The organism is Bradyrhizobium sp. USDA 4353 (assembly GCF_054063215.1).
The window spans coordinates 5,006,668-5,022,893 of the sequence record NZ_JBSSGB010000001.1 but is presented as its reverse complement, the minus strand read 5'-3'; the positions used below and the strand labels follow the sequence as shown (position 1 = coordinate 5,022,893).

The window sequence follows — 16,226 nt, the reverse complement described above, 5'->3', positions numbered from 1 at the left end:
CTGAGATCACAGGATCGACTCGAGTGCGCTGCGCAGGCTTTGATGCCGAAACACGAAGCCGCTCGACAGCGCCTTGTTCGGAACCACCCGCTGGCCGCCGAGCAGCAGCTCCTCGGCAAAGTCGCCGCCGATCCGGCGCAGCAGCCCCGCCGGCACGCGCAGGAGGGCCGGCCGCCGCAGGCAGCGCGCGAGCTCGGCGGTGAAGGCGAAGTTGCGCACCGGCAGCGGCGCCGTCGCGTTGATGGGGCCATTGATCGCGTCGGTCGCGATGACATGCGCGATCAGCCGGATCAGATCGTCGCGCTCGATCCACGACATCCATTGCGCGCCCGAGCCGAACGGACCACCGAGGCCAAACTCGAACGGCGTCAGCATGCGCGACAGGACACCGCCGTCGCGGCCAACGACGAGCCCGATGCGCAGCAGCGCCACGCGCACGCCATGCGCCTCGGCGCCGCGTGCCGCCTGCTCCCAGGCGTCGCAGAGATCGTGGCTGAAGCAGGGGTGCGACTTCGCGGACTCGGTCAGGGGCTGGTCCTGCCACAGGCCGTACCAGCCGATCGCCGAGCCATTCACCAGCACCTTCGGCTTGCGCCCGAGCCGCGCGACCAGGGCGACGACGGCCTCGGTCGTGGCGAGCCGGGACTGCACGATCGCCGCGCGCTTGGCGGCGGTCCACGGCGCATTGCCGATCGGCTCGCCGGCGAGATTGACGATCGCGTCGATGCGGGTGTCCGAAGCGATCTGATCGAGGTTGGTGATCAAGGTCAGCGGCGGCGGCAGGTTCGCGACCTTGGCCGGGTCGCGCACCAGCGCGATCACGTGATGGCCGGACGCGGCAAGGCTCGCGACGAGACGCGCGCCGATGAAGCCGGTGGCGCCTGTGATGAGGATCGTCTGTGCCGGCGGCAGCGCTGCCACCAGCCCGCTCGCGTCAGGATGGGACATCCGCCCGAGCCGCGCGGCGGCCGCGAAGTCACGCAGGCCACACAGGCTGGCGCCAATGGCGGCCGCGGCGGCGATCCAGCTCAGAAGGCCGGCATAGGCCAGCACGACGGCCGAAGGCTGCATCGCCCAGTCGATCAGCACCGGCACCAGCAGCATCAGGATGGCACCGTAGTTGATGGCGAGCAGCGTGTGATTGATGCGCTCGCTCGGCGGCAGCTTGCGCGTCAGGTCCTCCTCGACGAAGTCGGTCAGGGTGATCGCGATCTCGGCGATGAGCACCGCGAGCACCGCTATCGCGAACAGTCCATGCGGCTCGCACCAGCCGAGAACGGCGAACAGCAGCGCATAGAGCAGATTGCGGATGCCGTGCAGCTTCAGCTCATTCCGCTGCGACGGCCGCCACGCCAGCCGCTCGGTGAACTCGTGATGATAGAAGGTGTCGAACACCCCCATCACGACCTGAACGGCGATCAAAGACCAAAGCAGCGTCGTCATGGTGCGGACTCCGGAACACGGCGCTCTGGCGGATGATCCGGCCGAAGCGCGGATGGACGATCTCGAGCACGAAGCGGAAGGCGCCGGCGCCGAGATCGGAATGGGTGACGGTGAGATCGCCGGGTGTCAGCCAGGACGGCAGCCGCCAGCGCCAGCCCGCGACTGCGAGGGTGTAGCCGGCGCTGTGAAAGGCGAGCGCCCCCTCCGTGACGCAGACGCGCAGGCTCATGCTCAGGCCCCAGCCGAGATATTCCTCCAGCCCCGTCGGTCCGGCGAAGCGCTTGGCGGAATGGATCACCTGCGGAAAGCCATGCGGGCGGCCGCAGATGCGCGTCCAGATCTGGCCGCCGCTGGCGGCATCCTCCGTCACCGCCACGATCATCGGCACGCCGGTATTCGCCGTGATCGGCAGCGGGCCGCCGATCAGCCGTGCGGCCTGCGCGAACCAGAATCCGGCGCGGCTCATCTCCGCGTGCTCGACCTCGCCGACATAGACGACGGTGGCGCCGTCGGCGAGACGCTTGGAGAAGCGCCGCCAGATCGAGACCGGCAGCCGTCCCCAATCCTCCGGCGAGAGCAGCGCGCGGAAACGGTGATCGTCATGGAGCCGGACATTTGAAGGTGCTGAAAGTCCGAGATGTCGTAGGCTCACCATGACGCCCTCCAATGAACTAATCGCTGCCGGACCTGGATCGTCCTGATGGCAGCAGGTTTGCGATCTTCTCGCCGAGCTTGATCAGCGCCACGAGCCGCGGCCGCGGCACCCTGAGCATCTGCGCGTACCAGCGGTCGACCAGCTCGGTGAACGCCAGCATGTCCTTCAGCCGCTTGGCCGCGACCGAGCTGATGCCGGGATCGGCGGTCGCCTCCGCGACGCAGGCGCGCAGCGCTGCGATCGCAGGATCGATCTCGCGCTGCTTGCGGCCCGCGGCGATGCGCTGCGCCACCTCCCAGATGTCGGTCTCCGCCTCGAAATGATCGCGGCGGTCGCCCATGATCGGCACGCGCCGGATCAGGTCCCAGGCGAGCAGCTCCTTCAGCGAGTTCGAGACGTTGGAGCGCGCCATGCCGAGGGTCTCGGCGATGTCCTCCGCCGTCATCGGCTTCTCGGCGAGGTACAGCAGGCCGTGGATCTGGCTCACCGAGCGGTTCACGCCCCACTGGTCGCCCATGTCGCCCCAATTGAGAATGAAGCGCTCGACAGCGGGAGGAAGCTTCTTCTTGCCTGTAATTTCTGTCATGACAGAAATATCTGACCGATGGAGATGAATGTCAAGAGCGCATGTGGCGCTGAACCGGAGGGCCGATTGGCAAGACGGAGATGAAGGCGCAGAGTTTGCCCGCTGACGATCAAAGCCCTGATCGTCCCTGCCCCGCTGGAACAGGAGCAAGCCATGACGGCATCCGACAAGGCCTTCACCGGTTCGATTCCGCAGATCTACGATTCTCTGCTGGTTCCACTGATCTTCACGCCTTACGCGCAGGATCTTGCGCAGCGCATCAAGACGCTCCGGCCGCGCGACGTGCTGGAGACAGCCGCGGGCACCGGCGTCGTCACCCGGGCGCTGGATGCCGAGCTGCCGCCGGAGGTGCTGCTTACGGCGACCGATCTCAACGAGCCGATGCTGGCGCAGGCGAAGGCTCACCTCGCCGACTCCAGCCGCGTCGCATTCCAGCAGGCCGACGCGCTGGCCCTGCCTTTTGCCGATGCCAGCTTCGATACAGTTGCCTGCCAGTTCGGCGTCATGTTCTTCCCGGATCGCGTGAAGGGCTATGCCGAGGCGCGACGCGTGCTGCGGCCTGGCGGACGCTTCGTCTTCAACGTCTGGGACCGCATTGAGGACAATGAGTTCGCGCACGTCGTGCACGAAACACTCCAACAGGTGTTTCCGGACCACCCACCGCTATTTTTCACCCGAACGCCGCACGGCTATTTCGATCCCGTGAAGATCAGGACCGACCTGAGTGAAGCCGGCTTCTCCGACATCATCATCGAGACCCTGCCCCACCGCAGCCGCGCCGCATCTGCGCAAGATCCGGCCATCGCCTTCTGCCAGGGCACACCGATGCGCGGCGAGATCGAGGCGCGGGGCACGCCCGATCTGGCTGCCGTCACGCAGGCCGCAGCAGATGCCATTCGGCAACGGTTCGGCAGTGGGCCCGTCGTCGGGCAAGTCCAGGCGCTGGTGATCTCAGCGCGGTGAGCGCCGCAACTACACCGTCGGCCGAACGGAGAAGGCTTCCCCGGGCCGGCGCAGCGCAAGCTGATCGACAGTGGCGGGCGTGTCCGTCACGTCGTCGACGCGCGCAGCCGGCGGCCCCTTGCGGCAGGCCGCAACCATGGCTGAGACGTCATCGGCCGGACCTGCGAAGACCGCCTCCACGCTGCGATCGGCGCGGTTGCGGACCCAGCCTTCGAGCGCGTTCAGGATGGCCTGATCCTCGACCCAGGCGCGGTAGCCGACGCCCTGAACGCGGCCGCGCACGGTGACGTGGACGATGACGCGCTCGCTCATGATGTGAGCCCGAGATAATCGCGCAGGCGCTGCTTTACATCCGCCTCGCGCATCACGCGCGACGTCAGCTCGGCCGAGGGCAGGCCCTTGAGCTGTTTGGGTGAGGCGCCGTCGCGCAGCGCCTTCAGCGTCTCATAGACCGCCTGCGTCGCGGCGGCGATCGGCGCGTGGCCCTGCAGCGCGATCCGGACGCGGCGCGATGCGAGATAGCCGAGATCGGACATCTCCTCCGGCGCGCCGCCGAGCACGATCGGGAGTGCGGTGGCCGCCGCAATGGCGTCGAGCTGACCGCGCGTGGTGATGCCGGTGAAGAACAGCCCATCGACACCACAGGCCTCGTAGGCCCTGGCCCGCGCGATCGCGTCGTCGAGCGACGAGACAGACACGGCGCCGGTGCGGCCGAGGATCACCAAGGACGGATCACCGCGGCCGTCGAGCGCAGCCTTGACCTTGCCGACGCCCTCATCGAGCGAAATCAGTTGCGGCTTGGCAGCGTCGAACGCCTGCGGCAGCAGCGTATCCTCGATGGTGAGACCGGCAGCACCAGCCGCTTCCAGCTCCTGCACGGTGCGGCGGACGTTCATCGCATTGCCGTAGCCGTGATCGGCATCGACCAGCACCGGCAGCACGGCGGCGCGCGACATCCGCCGCATCTGCTCGGCAAGCTCGGTGAGCGTGATCAGCGCGATGTCGGGATCGCCCAGGATCGCAAGAGATGCAGCCGAGCCGCCGAACATGCCGAGGGGAAAGCCAAGGTCCTCGGCGATGCGGATCGAGATCGCGTCGTAGACGGAGCCCGGATGAACGCAGCGGTCGCTGGCAAGGATGGAGCGCAACGCTTCTCGGCGAGCACGGAATGTCATCACGCCCTCTCTCTCCCTCATTGCGAGGAGCGAAGCGACGAAGTAATCCAGAGTCGCGCGCTGGGTCCTGGAATGCGTCGCTGCGCTCGCAATGATGGCGGTTAGACTTACGCGAACTCCAGGATCAGCGCGTCCACCGCCAGCGTCGCGCCCGCCGCGGCGTGGACCTTCTTCACTGTGCCGTCCTGCTCGGCGCGCAGCACGTTCTGCATCTTCATGGCCTCGATCACGGCGAGCGTCTCGCCGGCCTTGACCTCCTGCCCTTCGGTCACGGCGATCGAGACGACGAGGCCGGGCATCGGGCACAGCAGCTTCTTGCCACTGTCACCGGCGGTCACCACTGGCATCAGCCGCGCCGCCGCGGCTTCCGCTTCGGTGTAGACGTAGACCGGCGCTTCGACGCCCTGATGGGCGAGGCGAACGCCGTTCGGGATCGGGCGCGTCTGCACCGCGATCTCAGCGCCATCGATGGTGCCGTGCCAGACCGCATCGCCCGGCTTCCATTCGGATACCAGCGCATGCGCCGGACCCACCTTGCCGTCGGCGCCGACGAAGCGGACGGTGATCGCGCCATTGTTCCTGGTGATGTCGAGCAGGATCTCGTCGCGGCCGAGCCAGACCGCGCGGCGGCCCTGGCGGGTTACGGGACGGCCGATCATCTGCTGCGAAATCTGCCGCTTGCGCTCGCCGAGCACGTGATCGATCGCAGCACCCACCGCGGCGAGCCGGCGCGCGATCTCGCCTTCCGGCGCGCGCGCGGCAAAGCCCTTGGGAAACTCCTCGGCGATGAAGCCGGTCGACAGCCGGCCCTCGCGCCAGCGCGGATGATTCATCAGCGCCGACAGGAAGGGGATGTTGTGACGGATGCCGTCGACATAGAACGCGTCGAGCGCAGTCGACTGCGCCTCGATGGCGGCTGCGCGCGACGGCGCGTGGGTGACCAGCTTGGCGATCATCGGATCGTAGTAGATCGAGATCTCGCCGCCCTCCTGCACGCCGGTGTCGTTGCGCACGGTGATGCCATGAGCCTTGCTCTCGGCCGGCGGGCGATACTTGGTGAGGCGACCGATCGAGGGCAGGAAGTTGCGGAACGGATCCTCGGCATAGACGCGCGACTCAACGGCCCAGCCGGTCAGTGCGACATCCTTCTGCTGAAGCGCGAGCTTCTCGCCGGCCGCGACGCGGATCATCTGCTCGACGAGATCGATGCCGGTGACGAGCTCGGTGACGGGATGCTCGACCTGCAGGCGGGTGTTCATCTCGAGGAAGTAGAAGCTCTTGTCCTGGCCGGCGACGAACTCCACCGTGCCGGCGGAGTCGTAGTTCACGGCCTTGGCGAGCGCGACCGCCTGCTCGCCCATCTTGCGCCGGGTCTCCTCGTCGAGCAGCGGCGACGGCGCCTCCTCGATGACCTTCTGGTTGCGGCGCTGGATCGAGCATTCGCGCTCGCCGAGATAGATCACGTTGCCATGCTTGTCGCCGAGCACCTGGATCTCGATGTGGCGCGGATCGACGATGAACTTCTCGATGAAGACGCGGTCGTCACCGAACGAGGCCTTCGCCTCGGCCTTCGCCAGGTTGAAGCCCTCGGCGACCTCCGCGGTCGAATGCGCGATGCGCATGCCCTTGCCGCCGCCGCCGGCGGAGGCCTTGATCATCACGGGGTAGCCGATCTCGTCGGCGATGCGCACCGCATGCTTGTCGTCCTCGATCACGCCGAGGAAGCCCGGCACGGTCGAGACCTTGGCCTTGGCGGCGGCCTTCTTCGATTCGATCTTGTCGCCCATCGCGGCGATCGCGCCGGGGTTGGGGCCGATGAAGACGATGCCATTCTCCTGGAGCGCGCGCGGAAACGCCTCGCGCTCGGACAGGAAGCCGTAGCCGGGATGCACCGCTTCCGCGCCCGTCTTCTTGCAGGCCTCGACGATGCGGTCGATCAAGAGATAGCTCTCGGCGGCGGCGGGCGGCCCGATCAGCACGGCATCGTCGGCCATTTCGACATGCAGCGCATCACGATCGGCTTCCGAATAGACCGCAACGGTCCTTACTCCCATGCGGCGGGCGGTCTTGATGACCCGGCAAGCGATCTCGCCGCGGTTCGCGATCAGAATGGTTTTGAACATGTTCTTGCTTGATACCTTTGGGCGGGCTCCCCGCTCGCGGCGAAGCAACGGACCGCGGGCTTGACCGGTTCGTCTATAGCAAAATCGCCCGCGCGCAACCCGACTCTCGGCGCTCCCCTTGCGCATTGGCAGGCATGCCAGCCCTGCCGTGTCCCGTCAGCCGGAATAGCTTTGAAAACGCCCGCGCGTGTAGGCGTGCGACACCGCCTTCATCAGCTCGGCAACCTCGGTCTCGAGATAATCATTTGCAACAATCAGCGCGCGAATGGTCGCCCGGAGGTCGCCACCGCAGGCTGCGATGGCTTGGTCAACAGCCGCCTCCAGCGCGACATCCTCAGGTTCATCCGTGTTGGCATGCAGTTCAGATGACATGGCGTGCTGACGGTCCCTTGCTCCGACCCGTCAACATGTTCACTTTATGTTCTCAGGAGTCAAGACGGATCACGCCGCCCCGACGGCCTCCTTGTGCTGCGGCTCGACGTCCGGCGTCTCCGGCGCCAAGGCGACCGGCCTGGCGTCGGCGCCTTGCCGAACCAGCTCGTGGATGAAGCCGAGCTTCGCGATGACCGGCGGGCTCAGGATGAACGGATAGAGATCGCGCGCGCCCATCGCCCGAGCGACGCTGTTCATGGCGAAGGTGAACGGCAGCCAGGCATTGACGATCAGGTCGAAATCATCAGCCACATACGGATCGAAGGTGACGCGCGCGGTCAGCCCGCCGATCTGGTCGGCCGGCGGATCGATTTCCATGCCGAACTCGGAGGCCATCTCCAGCGTATCGACGATGTGCAGGTAATGCGCCCAGGTCTCGGCGAAATCCTCCCAGGGATGCGTGGTGGCGTAGGCCGAGACGAAATTGTCCTGCCAATTGGCCGGCGCACCCGTCTCGTAATGCTGCTTCAGCGCCTCGCCGTAATCCTGGCTGTCATCGCCGAACACCGCACGGCAGGCCTCGAGCTTGCCGGCATCGCGCACCAGCACGTCCCAGAAATAATGCCCGACCTCGTGGCGGAAATGGCCGAGCAAGGTCCGGTACGGCTCGTCCATCTCCAGCCGCCGCCGCTCGCGCTCGATGTCGTCGGCCTCGGCAAGCGCGATGGTGATCAGGCCATTGTCGTGGCCGGTCATCACCTTCTGCTGGCCAGCAGGGTCGTCGGCCAGGAAGTTGAAGATGAGACCGTGCTGCGGGTCCTCGATCCGTGTCCTCAACGGCAGCTTCCAGCGAATCAGCGAGTAGAACAGCCGGTGCTTGGCCAGCTCCAACTCGCGCCAGCCGGCGAGTTGCGCCGGGTCGGACAGATTGGGAATGGTGCCATTGTGCCGGCAGGCGCGGCAAAAGCCCGCGGTCTCACCGGCTTCCAGCAGCCAGTTGCAGGCATCGTGCTCGGCATTGGCGCAGAAGAACCGCCCCTCGCCGCCGTCGGCCAAGGTCCGAAAGCCCTGCTCCAGCGGCTCGATCGCCGACAGCGTCTGCCGCTCCGGCATGAAGGCGAGCTGATGACCGCAGCGGCCACAGCTGCGATTCTCGAAATACAGGATGTTCTTGCAGGCCTGACAGACGAAGAGCTTCACGGTATGGACCTACGCGTTGCGGTGTCTAGCGCCTGACGACGCATGACAGTAACAGTCCGTTCCGGGGCTGCGGAACTTTTTATCTGCCCCTACGTTTTCATTGCGCGGGCGTTCGTCCGCCTCAATCGCTGGCCAGTTTGTTGTCGTTGAACCCAATGTCGCCACGCTTCCGAACACGTCAGGTGAAATGGTCCGGCGACCCCTTGCTTTCCCGGTGCAGGTCAGCATGAGCAGCGCGGATGCGCCCCGAGACGAAATCGCCCCCGAAGCCGCCGTGGCGGCCGAGCTGCGCCAGCACATCGAGGAGATCGCGCGCGACCGCGATCAGGCCTATCGCGCGCTGCAGGAGCGCGAAGCCGAGCTCGCGCGCATTCAGCGCATCGCCCGGGTCGGGGGCGTCGAGGTCGATCTCCGCGAAGGCTTTCGCAACCGCCGCTCGCCCGAATATCTGATCATTCACGGCCTGCCCTCCGAGGCCGCCAACGAGACGCATGAAGACTGGGTCAAGCGCGTTCATCCCGACGATCGCGCCAAGGCCGAGCAGGACTTCATTGCCGCGGTCAAGAGCCAGCAGGAAGACTATACCACGGAATACCGCATCGTCCGGCCGAGCGACGGCGAGACCCGCTGGATCCGCGTCATCGCTCGCATCGAGCGCGACTGGAGCGGACGAGCGATTCGACTGGTCGGCGCGCATATCGACGTCACCGATCAGATGCAGGCGCAGGCCAAGCTGCGCGAGAGCGAGCAGCGCTTTCGCCTGATCGCGGACAGTGCGCCGGTGCCGATCTGGGTGACGAAGCTCGACCGCACCCGCTCCTTCGTCAATCGCGCCTATGTCGACTTCCTCGGCGTGTCGCACGAGGAGGCGCTGGCCTTCGATTGGCGCAAGGCGCTGCATCCGGAGGACCTCGCGCGCGTGCTCGAGCAGCAGCAATCCGGCGAGTGCTCGCTGAAGCCGTTTGTCCTGGAGGCGCGCTATCGCCGCGCCGATGGCGAATGGCGCTGGCTGCGCTCGGAATCCCAGCCGCGCTGGGATGCGAACGGCCAGCACATCGGCTTCATCGGCGTCGCCCACGACGTCACCGCCGCCAAGCAGGGCGAGATCGAGCTGCGCCGCATCAACGAGACGCTGGAGGAGCGCATCCGCGAGCGCACCGCGCAGCTCGCCGCCAACGAGGCGCGCATGCGCGCGATCTTCGACACCAGCAATCAGTATCAGGCCATTCTCGACGTCGAAGGCCGCATCACCCACGCCAATCGCATCGCCGTGATGGGCATGCGCGCCGGCGGCATTGACGTCATCGGCCAGCCGCTCTGGGACGCCCCGTGGTTCACCTACACGACCGGGGTGAGCGAGATGCTGCGCACCGCGTTTGCGCGCGTGCTCGCCGGCGACAGCTTCCGCACCGAGGTGCGGCTCGAATTCCCTAATGGCGATCGGCATTTCGAGCTGTCGATGCGGCCGCTGCTCGATCAGCACGAGGCGATCACGGGCGCAGTCGCCGAGGCCATCGACATCACCGAGCGCGTCGAGGGCGAGGATCTGCTGCGGCAATCGCAGAAGATGGAGGCGGTCGGCCAGCTCACCGGCGGCGTCGCGCACGATTTCAACAATCTGCTGACGATCATCCGCTCGGCGACCGACTTCCTGCGCCGCCGCGATCTCGCCGAGGAGCGCCGGCGGCGCTATGTCGATGCGATCTCCGAGACTGTCGAGCGCGCCTCCAAGCTGACCGGGCAGTTGCTCGCGTTCGCACGGCGGCAACCGCTGACGCCGCAGGTGTTCAATGTCGGCGAGCAGGTCGAGAGCGTGGTGCAGCTGATCCGGCCGCTGGTCGGCAGCCGCATCCAGATCGAGCCCGCGGTCGAGGACGCCAATCTGTTCACCCTCGCCGACGTCGCCCAATTCCAGACCGCGCTGATCAATTTGGCCGTCAATGCGCGCGACGCGATGAACGGCGAAGGACGGCTGACGATCGGCGTGCAGCGGACGGACCAAATCCCCTCATTGCGGGGCCAGAGCGCGCGCCCGGGCGCCTTCATCGCGATCTCGGTGACTGACACCGGCGCCGGCATCGCGCCGCAAAACATCAACGCCATCTTCGAGCCGTTCTTCACCACCAAGGAAGTCGGCAAGGGCACCGGCCTCGGCCTCAGCCAGGCCTTCGGCTTCGCCAAGCAGTCCGAAGGCGACATCGCGGTGGAGAGCCGGCTCGGCCATGGGGCGACGTTTACGATCTATCTGCCGCAGGCGGCCGCGCCGCAATCCGGCGTGGACGCCACGACGGCGCGCGTCGAGCCCGCCACGATCGGCCGCGGCTATCGCGTGCTCGTGGTCGAGGACAATGACGAGGTCGGGCAGTTCTCGACCGAGCTGCTCGAGGACCTCGGCTACGTCACGCGGCGCGTATCGAACGCCCAGGATGCGCTCGCCATCCTCGCGGACAACGAGTTCGCGGTCGATTTGGTGTTCTCCGACGTCATCATGCCCGGCATCAACGGCCTCGAGCTCGCCGGCATCATCCGCGACCGCTATCCCGGCCTGCCGGTGGTGCTGACCTCCGGCTACAGCCACGTGCTGGCCGAGAACGCCCATCACGGCTTCGAGCTGATCAAGAAGCCCTATTCGGTGGAATCGCTGTCGCGCATCCTGCGCAAGGCCATGGCCGAGAAGGCGCCGCTGCTGCGATAAGCTCGGCTCGATTTCTCACACGCGACACTCTGGGGCATTTATCTTATCATCCGCAGCGAGGACGCCTCACCTATCCTCGCAATCGACATCGGCCGCCCCTCGACGACCACCTGTGGGAGGAACTGAGATGATTCCGATCCGCCCTCAAACCATCCGCTCATCATCCGGCGAGGAGCTGATCGTGCTGACCCGCGCCGAGTTTGACGCGCTGATCGCAGCGGCTGCAGATCACCTTGAGGATGCCGAAGATGCCGCGATCTTCGATGAACGCATGGCCGCACTTCGCGAGGGCGGCGATGCACGGCTCCCAGCCGAAGTCACGGCCGCCATGTTGTCCGGGGACAGTCTGCTCCGCGCGTTGCGGCGCTGGAAAGAGCTGACGCAGGCTGAGCTGGCGGACCGGACCCATCTCGCGCAGGGTTACATCAGCGATCTCGAAACCCGCCGCAAGGTCGGGACTCACGAGACGCTCAAGGCGATTGCGGCTGCGCTCGATGTCGACGCCTCCTGGCTGACTGGTGACGATCGTCGGGAAACTTAACAGCCGTTACGACGCGCAGTGACGGGAACCAATGTAGCTGCGGGAGCGTTATGTTCCGCAGATGAGATGTAGCGATCGGCGTCAGGCGCATCGCGCTGCATGCTCGGGCATCCCTTGTCATTGCGGACCAATCGATGCGCTCCCTACGCTCGCGGCTGTCGGCGCTCTGGCTCATGCTGGCAGTCTCCGGCGCGGCGACCGCCTATCTCCTGGTCGAGTCGTTTCAGCAATCATCGCAGGCGCGCGTGGCGCGCGCGCAGGATCTGGTGGTGCGCGGCTGCCGTGATATCGCGGACCGCTATCAGTTCTTCGTCTCGGGCTGGAGCGGCGCACCGATCGATGATCGCATCAAGCAGGATCTCATCCCCGTGGTGCAGTCCGCCTTGGCCGGCTCGCCTGGCGTCGAGGGTGGCATCTGGCAGGCCGACCACGGCTCGCTCGCTTATGCCTATCCGACCTATGAGGGGACCGGACCCAAGACTGATCTTCCCGCCGCGGAGCTCAGCGTCATCCAGCAGGTCAATGCCGATGCCCAGCGCAACGGCCGTCCCGCGACGACGGAGAACGCCGGCCGCTCGCAGACCCTGATCGTCCACGCCTGTCCGTTGCGTGGTCCGCTGCCAAACATCACGGCGTGGACGATGACGCGCGCTGCCACCACCGAAGGTCCGGCCTACGCGCATCTGCTGACGGGGCTCTCGGTGCTGGCGCTCACTCTGCTCGGCTCGGCCATCTGGCTGGCCTTCATCCTGGCGTCGTGGTCGCGCCGCATCGCGATCATCGAGACCGCGCTCGGCACATCCTCCACCACGGCCGACCTGCCGCAGTTGCCACGGACGGGGGCGCGCGAGCTCGACCGCCTGGTCGATGCCGTCAACGATGCCGGCCGCCGGCTCGCGGCGGAGCGCGACCGCGCGACCGCGGCGGAGCGGCTCGCCGCGGTCGGCCGTCTCTCAGCAAACCTCGCGCACGAGATCCGCAACCCCATCGCGGCGATGCGCCTGAAGGCCGAGAACGCGCTCGCCTCGCCTGATCCAGCGCGCAAGAGTCGTGCCCTCGAAGCGATCCTGCAGCAGGTCGCGCGGCTCGACGCGCTGCTGCGCGATCTGCTCGCCATGACACAAACGAGCCAGCCAGCCAAGCGCTCCGTCGATCTCGCAGGCTTCCTGCAGGCGACGATCGAGACGCATCGCGAGCTGGCCGCGCGTCATGGCCTGCAACTGCGCGTGCTCGCGCCCTCCTCGACTGAAACCGCCTGCTTCGATCCCACCCAGATGCAGCGGGCGCTCGACAATTTGATCCTCAACGCGATCCAGAATACGCCCGAGGGCGGCGAGATCGTCGTGGCCTCCGAGATCCAGAACGGGCGCTTGTTGTTTCGCGTCACCGACAGCGGCGCGGGCGTCGACGCCGGCATCAAGGATCGTCTGTTCGAACCCTTCGTCAGCACACGCACCGATGGCACCGGACTTGGCCTCGCCATCGTGCGCGAGATCGCGCGCGCCCATCATGGCGAGGCCAGATTAGCTCCCATCAGCACCGGCACCAGCTTCGAGATTTCCCTGCCATGGCCACCATCCTGATCGTCGACGACGACGCCGCACTGCGCGACGGTCTCGCGGAGACGCTGACCGACCTCGGTCACATCGCGCTCACCGCCGCCTCAGGACGCGAGGCGATCGGCATGGTGTCAGAAGAGACCGATGCGATCCTGCTCGACCTGCGTATGCCAGGAATCGATGGCATCGAGACCCTGCGCCGCATCCGCGCCGATGGCGATGCGCCGCCGGTGATCGTGCTGACCGCCTATGCAAGCCCGGAAAACACCATCGAGGCGATGCGGCTCGGCGCGTTCGACCATCTCGTGAAGCCGATCGGCCGCGAGGCGCTGCGCGAGCTGATTGAGCGGCTGCCGCCACGGGCCTCTCCGCAGCAGGACAGTCGCAGCACCGGTGACAGCGGCCTGATCGGCACCAGCGAAGCGATGCGGCGGGTGCAGAAGACGATCGGTCTCGCGGCCGATTCTGACGCGACGGTGCTGATCCGCGGCGAGACCGGCACCGGCAAGGAGCTGGTCGCGCGCGCGCTGCACGTGCATAGCCGGCGCAACACCAGCCCCTTCATCGCGGTGAACTGCGCGGCGATCCCGCAGGACCTGCTCGAAAGCGAGTTGTTCGGCCATGTGAAGGGATCCTTCACCGGCGCCACCTCCGATCGCTCCGGCGCGTTCCGCGATGCCGGCGCGGGCACGCTGTTCCTCGACGAGATCGGCGACATGCCGCTTGCGATGCAGGCCAAGATCCTGCGGGCGCTGCAGGAGCGCATCATCACGCCGGTCGGCGGCAAGCCCGTGAAGGTCGCGGCACGCGTCGTCGCTGCCACGCATCGCGATCTCCCCCGGCAGGTTGCGGGCGGCGCATTCCGTGAGGATCTCTACTATCGACTCAACGTGATCCCGATCGAGCTGCCGCCGCTCCGCGAGCGCAGCGAGGACATCCTGCCGCTGGCTCATCACTTTCTCGCGCAGACCTCCGACGGCCGCGCGCGGCCGCGGCTGAGCGGAGCCGCCGGCGACAAGCTCGTGCACGCGCCCTGGCCGGGCAATGTGCGCGAGTTGCGCAACGTGATCGAGCGCGCCTGCGTGCTGACGCGCGGCGGCCTGATCGATGTCGATGACATCGACATTGCCACGGCCCCCGCGGCTGAGGACATCGATTCGGCAACCGATCTGCCGACGGCAGTCGCGCGCCTCGAGGAACGCATGATCCGGCGTGCCCTCGCGGACTGCAGCGGCAACCGCACCGAAGCGGCGCGTCAGCTCAACATCAACCGGCAGCTGCTTTACACCAAGATGCAGCGCTATGGGCTGGCCGAGGAGGCGTCAGGAAATCTGACGCGCGCCGTCGGGAAAGACGACGGCTAGTCCTACGCCTCCTCCTGCAACCCATTGATTTCTCGTCGCTCGGCAGCTGGCACGGCCGTTGCGAAGCTGATCGCGTCACCAACCTCGACAAGGAGTTTCAGGATGACGCGAAAGATGACACCGATCATGGGTGCGCTCGTGCTCGCCGCAGCCGGCATCGGCACCTATGCCCACGCCCAGGCGCCGCTGTCCCCACCCGATGCGACATGGGATGCATCGCAGCTGCCGGAGACGCGCGGCATCGTCAAGCAGTACACCCTGACGCCGCGCGGCGACGTCGACGGGCTGATCCTCAATGATGGCACCGAGGTGAAGCTGCCGCCGCATCTGACCGCGCAAATCGTGTTCACGATCAAGCCGGGCGACGGCGTGTCCGTGCGTGGCCTGCGCGCCCGCGCGCTGCCGCTGGTTGATGCCAGCCAGGTCACCAACATCGCGACCGGCAAGAGCGTGGTCGACAACGGTCCGCCCGAGGGCCCGGGCCGGCGCGGCGCTGATCAGACGATCAGCGGCCGCATCGCCACGGTGCTGCACGGCAAGCGCGGCGAGGTCAACGGCGCGGTGCTCGACGATGGCACCGAGCTTCGCCTGCCGCCGCCCGAGGCCGAACGGCTCGCCGACACGCTGCGCGTGGGACAGGCGATCGCGGTCCGCGGCGACCTGCTCGAGACCGCGCTCGGCAAGCTCGTCGACGTCAGGGCGATCGGCACCTCGCCGGATCAGTTGACCGAGATCGAAGGCCCGCGGCCGCCGCGCGGTCCGAAGGGCGGGCCTGACCGGCTTGGTCCTCCTCCGCCGCCGCCCCCGCCGCGCGGCTAAGCAAGAACCCAACAAACAGAACTTAGGAGACAATCATGCATTGGATCGACCCTGACAGCCTGCCGGCCGTGACCGGCGTTCTCGAGCGCTTCGTGCTCAATCCGCACGGCGAGGTCGACGGCTTCGTCATGCGTGCCGCCGACAAGGACTTCCTTGTTCATACCCCGCCGCACATGGAGGCGGAGCTGACGCGTCACATCAAGGCCGGCGACAAGGTCGGCGTGCACGCGGTCAGGCCGCGCGGCGCCGACTTGCTCGCCGCAGTCGCGGTGACCGGCGCGAATGGCAAGGCGATCGTCGATCACGGGCCCGACGAGGAACGCGAGCATCCCAAGCACGATCATCAGAAGATGGACGCGGAAGGCACGGTACAGCTGTCGCTGTTCGGGCCGAAGGGCGAACTGCGCGGCGCGCTCCTGACGGACGGCACCGTCGTCAGGGTCGGGCCGAAGGAAGCCGCTGAGATCTCCGCCCTGCTCGCGCCGAAAGCCACCTTGGCGGTCCGCGGCGACGGCATCGACACGCGCTTCGGCCGCGTCATCCACGCGCGTGAGGCCGGTCCGAGCCTCAAGGACGTTGTGCCGCTCAAGCATGGCAAGCCGGGGCCGAAGCATGGCCCGGGTCCCAAGCACGGGCCGAAGCACAAGCACGGCCCCAAACACGGACCCAAGCACGATCACGCCCACGCGTGATCGCCTGCGAACGTCATGACGAACAGCCGAGGCCGAGAG

At 67.0% G+C, this 16,226-nt stretch carries 15 protein-coding genes and 1 pseudogene; 7 read left to right on the top strand and 9 right to left on the bottom strand.

Annotated elements, in window-relative coordinates:
* Positions 1-6: 6 nt before the first annotated feature.
* The 3 genes and pseudogenes from ACVILH_RS22660 to ACVILH_RS22650 all read right to left on the bottom strand — a co-directional run bounded on the left by ACVILH_RS22660 (position 7) and on the right by ACVILH_RS22650 (position 2,684).
* On the bottom strand, positions 7-1,443 hold the full coding sequence (locus ACVILH_RS22660; protein ID WP_456714861.1) for a TIGR01777 family oxidoreductase: 1,437 nt from the start codon (positions 1,441-1,443) through the stop codon (positions 7-9).
* Positions 1,444-1,453: 10 nt separating this feature from the next.
* Positions 1,454-2,098, bottom strand: a pseudogene (locus tag ACVILH_RS22655) (DUF4166 domain-containing protein); the annotation flags it as partial.
* A gap of 16 nt (positions 2,099-2,114) precedes the next feature.
* A complete protein-coding gene (locus tag ACVILH_RS22650) occupies positions 2,115-2,684 on the bottom strand; it encodes a GbsR/MarR family transcriptional regulator (RefSeq protein ID WP_456714860.1) in 570 nt (189 codons plus the stop codon).
* A 153-nt stretch (positions 2,685-2,837) separates the two neighbouring features.
* Between ACVILH_RS22650 and ACVILH_RS22645 the strand changes: the two genes are divergently transcribed.
* Positions 2,838-3,647, top strand: a complete 810-nt coding sequence (locus tag ACVILH_RS22645) for a class I SAM-dependent methyltransferase (RefSeq protein WP_456714859.1) — start codon at positions 2,838-2,840, stop codon at positions 3,645-3,647.
* 9 nt (positions 3,648-3,656) lie between these two features.
* Here the strand turns inward: ACVILH_RS22645 and ACVILH_RS22640 are convergent, their stop codons facing one another.
* The 5 genes from ACVILH_RS22640 to ACVILH_RS22620 all read right to left on the bottom strand — a co-directional run bounded on the left by ACVILH_RS22640 (position 3,657) and on the right by ACVILH_RS22620 (position 8,517).
* Positions 3,657-3,959, bottom strand: coding sequence for an acylphosphatase (locus tag ACVILH_RS22640; RefSeq protein WP_456714858.1), 303 nt, complete (start codon positions 3,957-3,959; stop codon positions 3,657-3,659).
* A complete protein-coding gene (locus ACVILH_RS22635; RefSeq protein WP_456714857.1) occupies positions 3,956-4,822 on the bottom strand; it encodes an isocitrate lyase/PEP mutase family protein in 867 nt (288 codons plus the stop codon). Before ACVILH_RS22635 ends, ACVILH_RS22640 begins: the two co-directional genes overlap by 4 nt.
* A gap of 107 nt (positions 4,823-4,929) precedes the next feature.
* Entirely contained in the window at positions 4,930-6,945 is a 2,016-nt protein-coding gene (locus ACVILH_RS22630) for an acetyl-CoA carboxylase biotin carboxylase subunit (RefSeq protein ID WP_456714856.1), read from the bottom strand.
* Positions 6,946-7,101: 156 nt separating this feature from the next.
* The gene (locus ACVILH_RS22625; RefSeq protein ID WP_456714855.1) at positions 7,102-7,317 is read right to left on the bottom strand and encodes a hypothetical protein; all 216 of its coding nucleotides are present in this window, start codon (positions 7,315-7,317) and stop codon (positions 7,102-7,104) included.
* A gap of 69 nt (positions 7,318-7,386) precedes the next feature.
* Positions 7,387-8,517, bottom strand: coding sequence for a zinc-binding metallopeptidase family protein (locus ACVILH_RS22620; RefSeq protein WP_456714854.1), 1,131 nt, complete (start codon positions 8,515-8,517; stop codon positions 7,387-7,389).
* Positions 8,518-8,743: 226 nt separating this feature from the next.
* On the opposite strand from ACVILH_RS22620, the gene ACVILH_RS22615 reads away from it, so the two are divergent.
* The 4 genes from ACVILH_RS22615 to ACVILH_RS22600 all read left to right on the top strand — a co-directional run bounded on the left by ACVILH_RS22615 (position 8,744) and on the right by ACVILH_RS22600 (position 14,676).
* Entirely contained in the window at positions 8,744-11,212 is a 2,469-nt protein-coding gene (locus ACVILH_RS22615; RefSeq protein ID WP_456714853.1) for a PAS domain S-box protein, read from the top strand.
* 127 nt (positions 11,213-11,339) lie between these two features.
* A complete protein-coding gene (locus tag ACVILH_RS22610; RefSeq protein ID WP_456714852.1) occupies positions 11,340-11,753 on the top strand; it encodes a helix-turn-helix domain-containing protein in 414 nt (137 codons plus the stop codon).
* Between the two features lie 134 nt (positions 11,754-11,887).
* The gene (locus ACVILH_RS22605; protein WP_456714851.1) at positions 11,888-13,336 is read left to right on the top strand and encodes a sensor histidine kinase; all 1,449 of its coding nucleotides are present in this window, start codon (positions 11,888-11,890) and stop codon (positions 13,334-13,336) included.
* Positions 13,321-14,676, top strand: coding sequence for a sigma-54-dependent transcriptional regulator (locus ACVILH_RS22600; protein WP_456714850.1), 1,356 nt, complete (start codon positions 13,321-13,323; stop codon positions 14,674-14,676). The genes ACVILH_RS22605 and ACVILH_RS22600 overlap by 16 nt, the downstream gene beginning before the upstream one ends.
* Before the next feature lie 2 nt (positions 14,677-14,678).
* Here the strand turns inward: ACVILH_RS22600 and ACVILH_RS22595 are convergent, their stop codons facing one another.
* Entirely contained in the window at positions 14,679-14,804 is a 126-nt protein-coding gene (locus ACVILH_RS22595) for a hypothetical protein (protein WP_456714849.1), read from the bottom strand.
* Between ACVILH_RS22595 and ACVILH_RS22590 the strand changes: the two genes are divergently transcribed.
* Complete coding sequence (locus ACVILH_RS22590; protein ID WP_456714848.1) at positions 14,791-15,495, top strand: OB-fold nucleic acid binding domain-containing protein; 705 nt, start codon at positions 14,791-14,793, stop codon at positions 15,493-15,495. The genes ACVILH_RS22595 and ACVILH_RS22590 overlap by 14 nt on opposite strands.
* A gap of 35 nt (positions 15,496-15,530) precedes the next feature.
* On the top strand, positions 15,531-16,187 hold the full coding sequence (locus tag ACVILH_RS22585) for a hypothetical protein (protein WP_456714847.1): 657 nt from the start codon (positions 15,531-15,533) through the stop codon (positions 16,185-16,187).
* Positions 16,188-16,226: the final 39 nt, after the last annotated feature.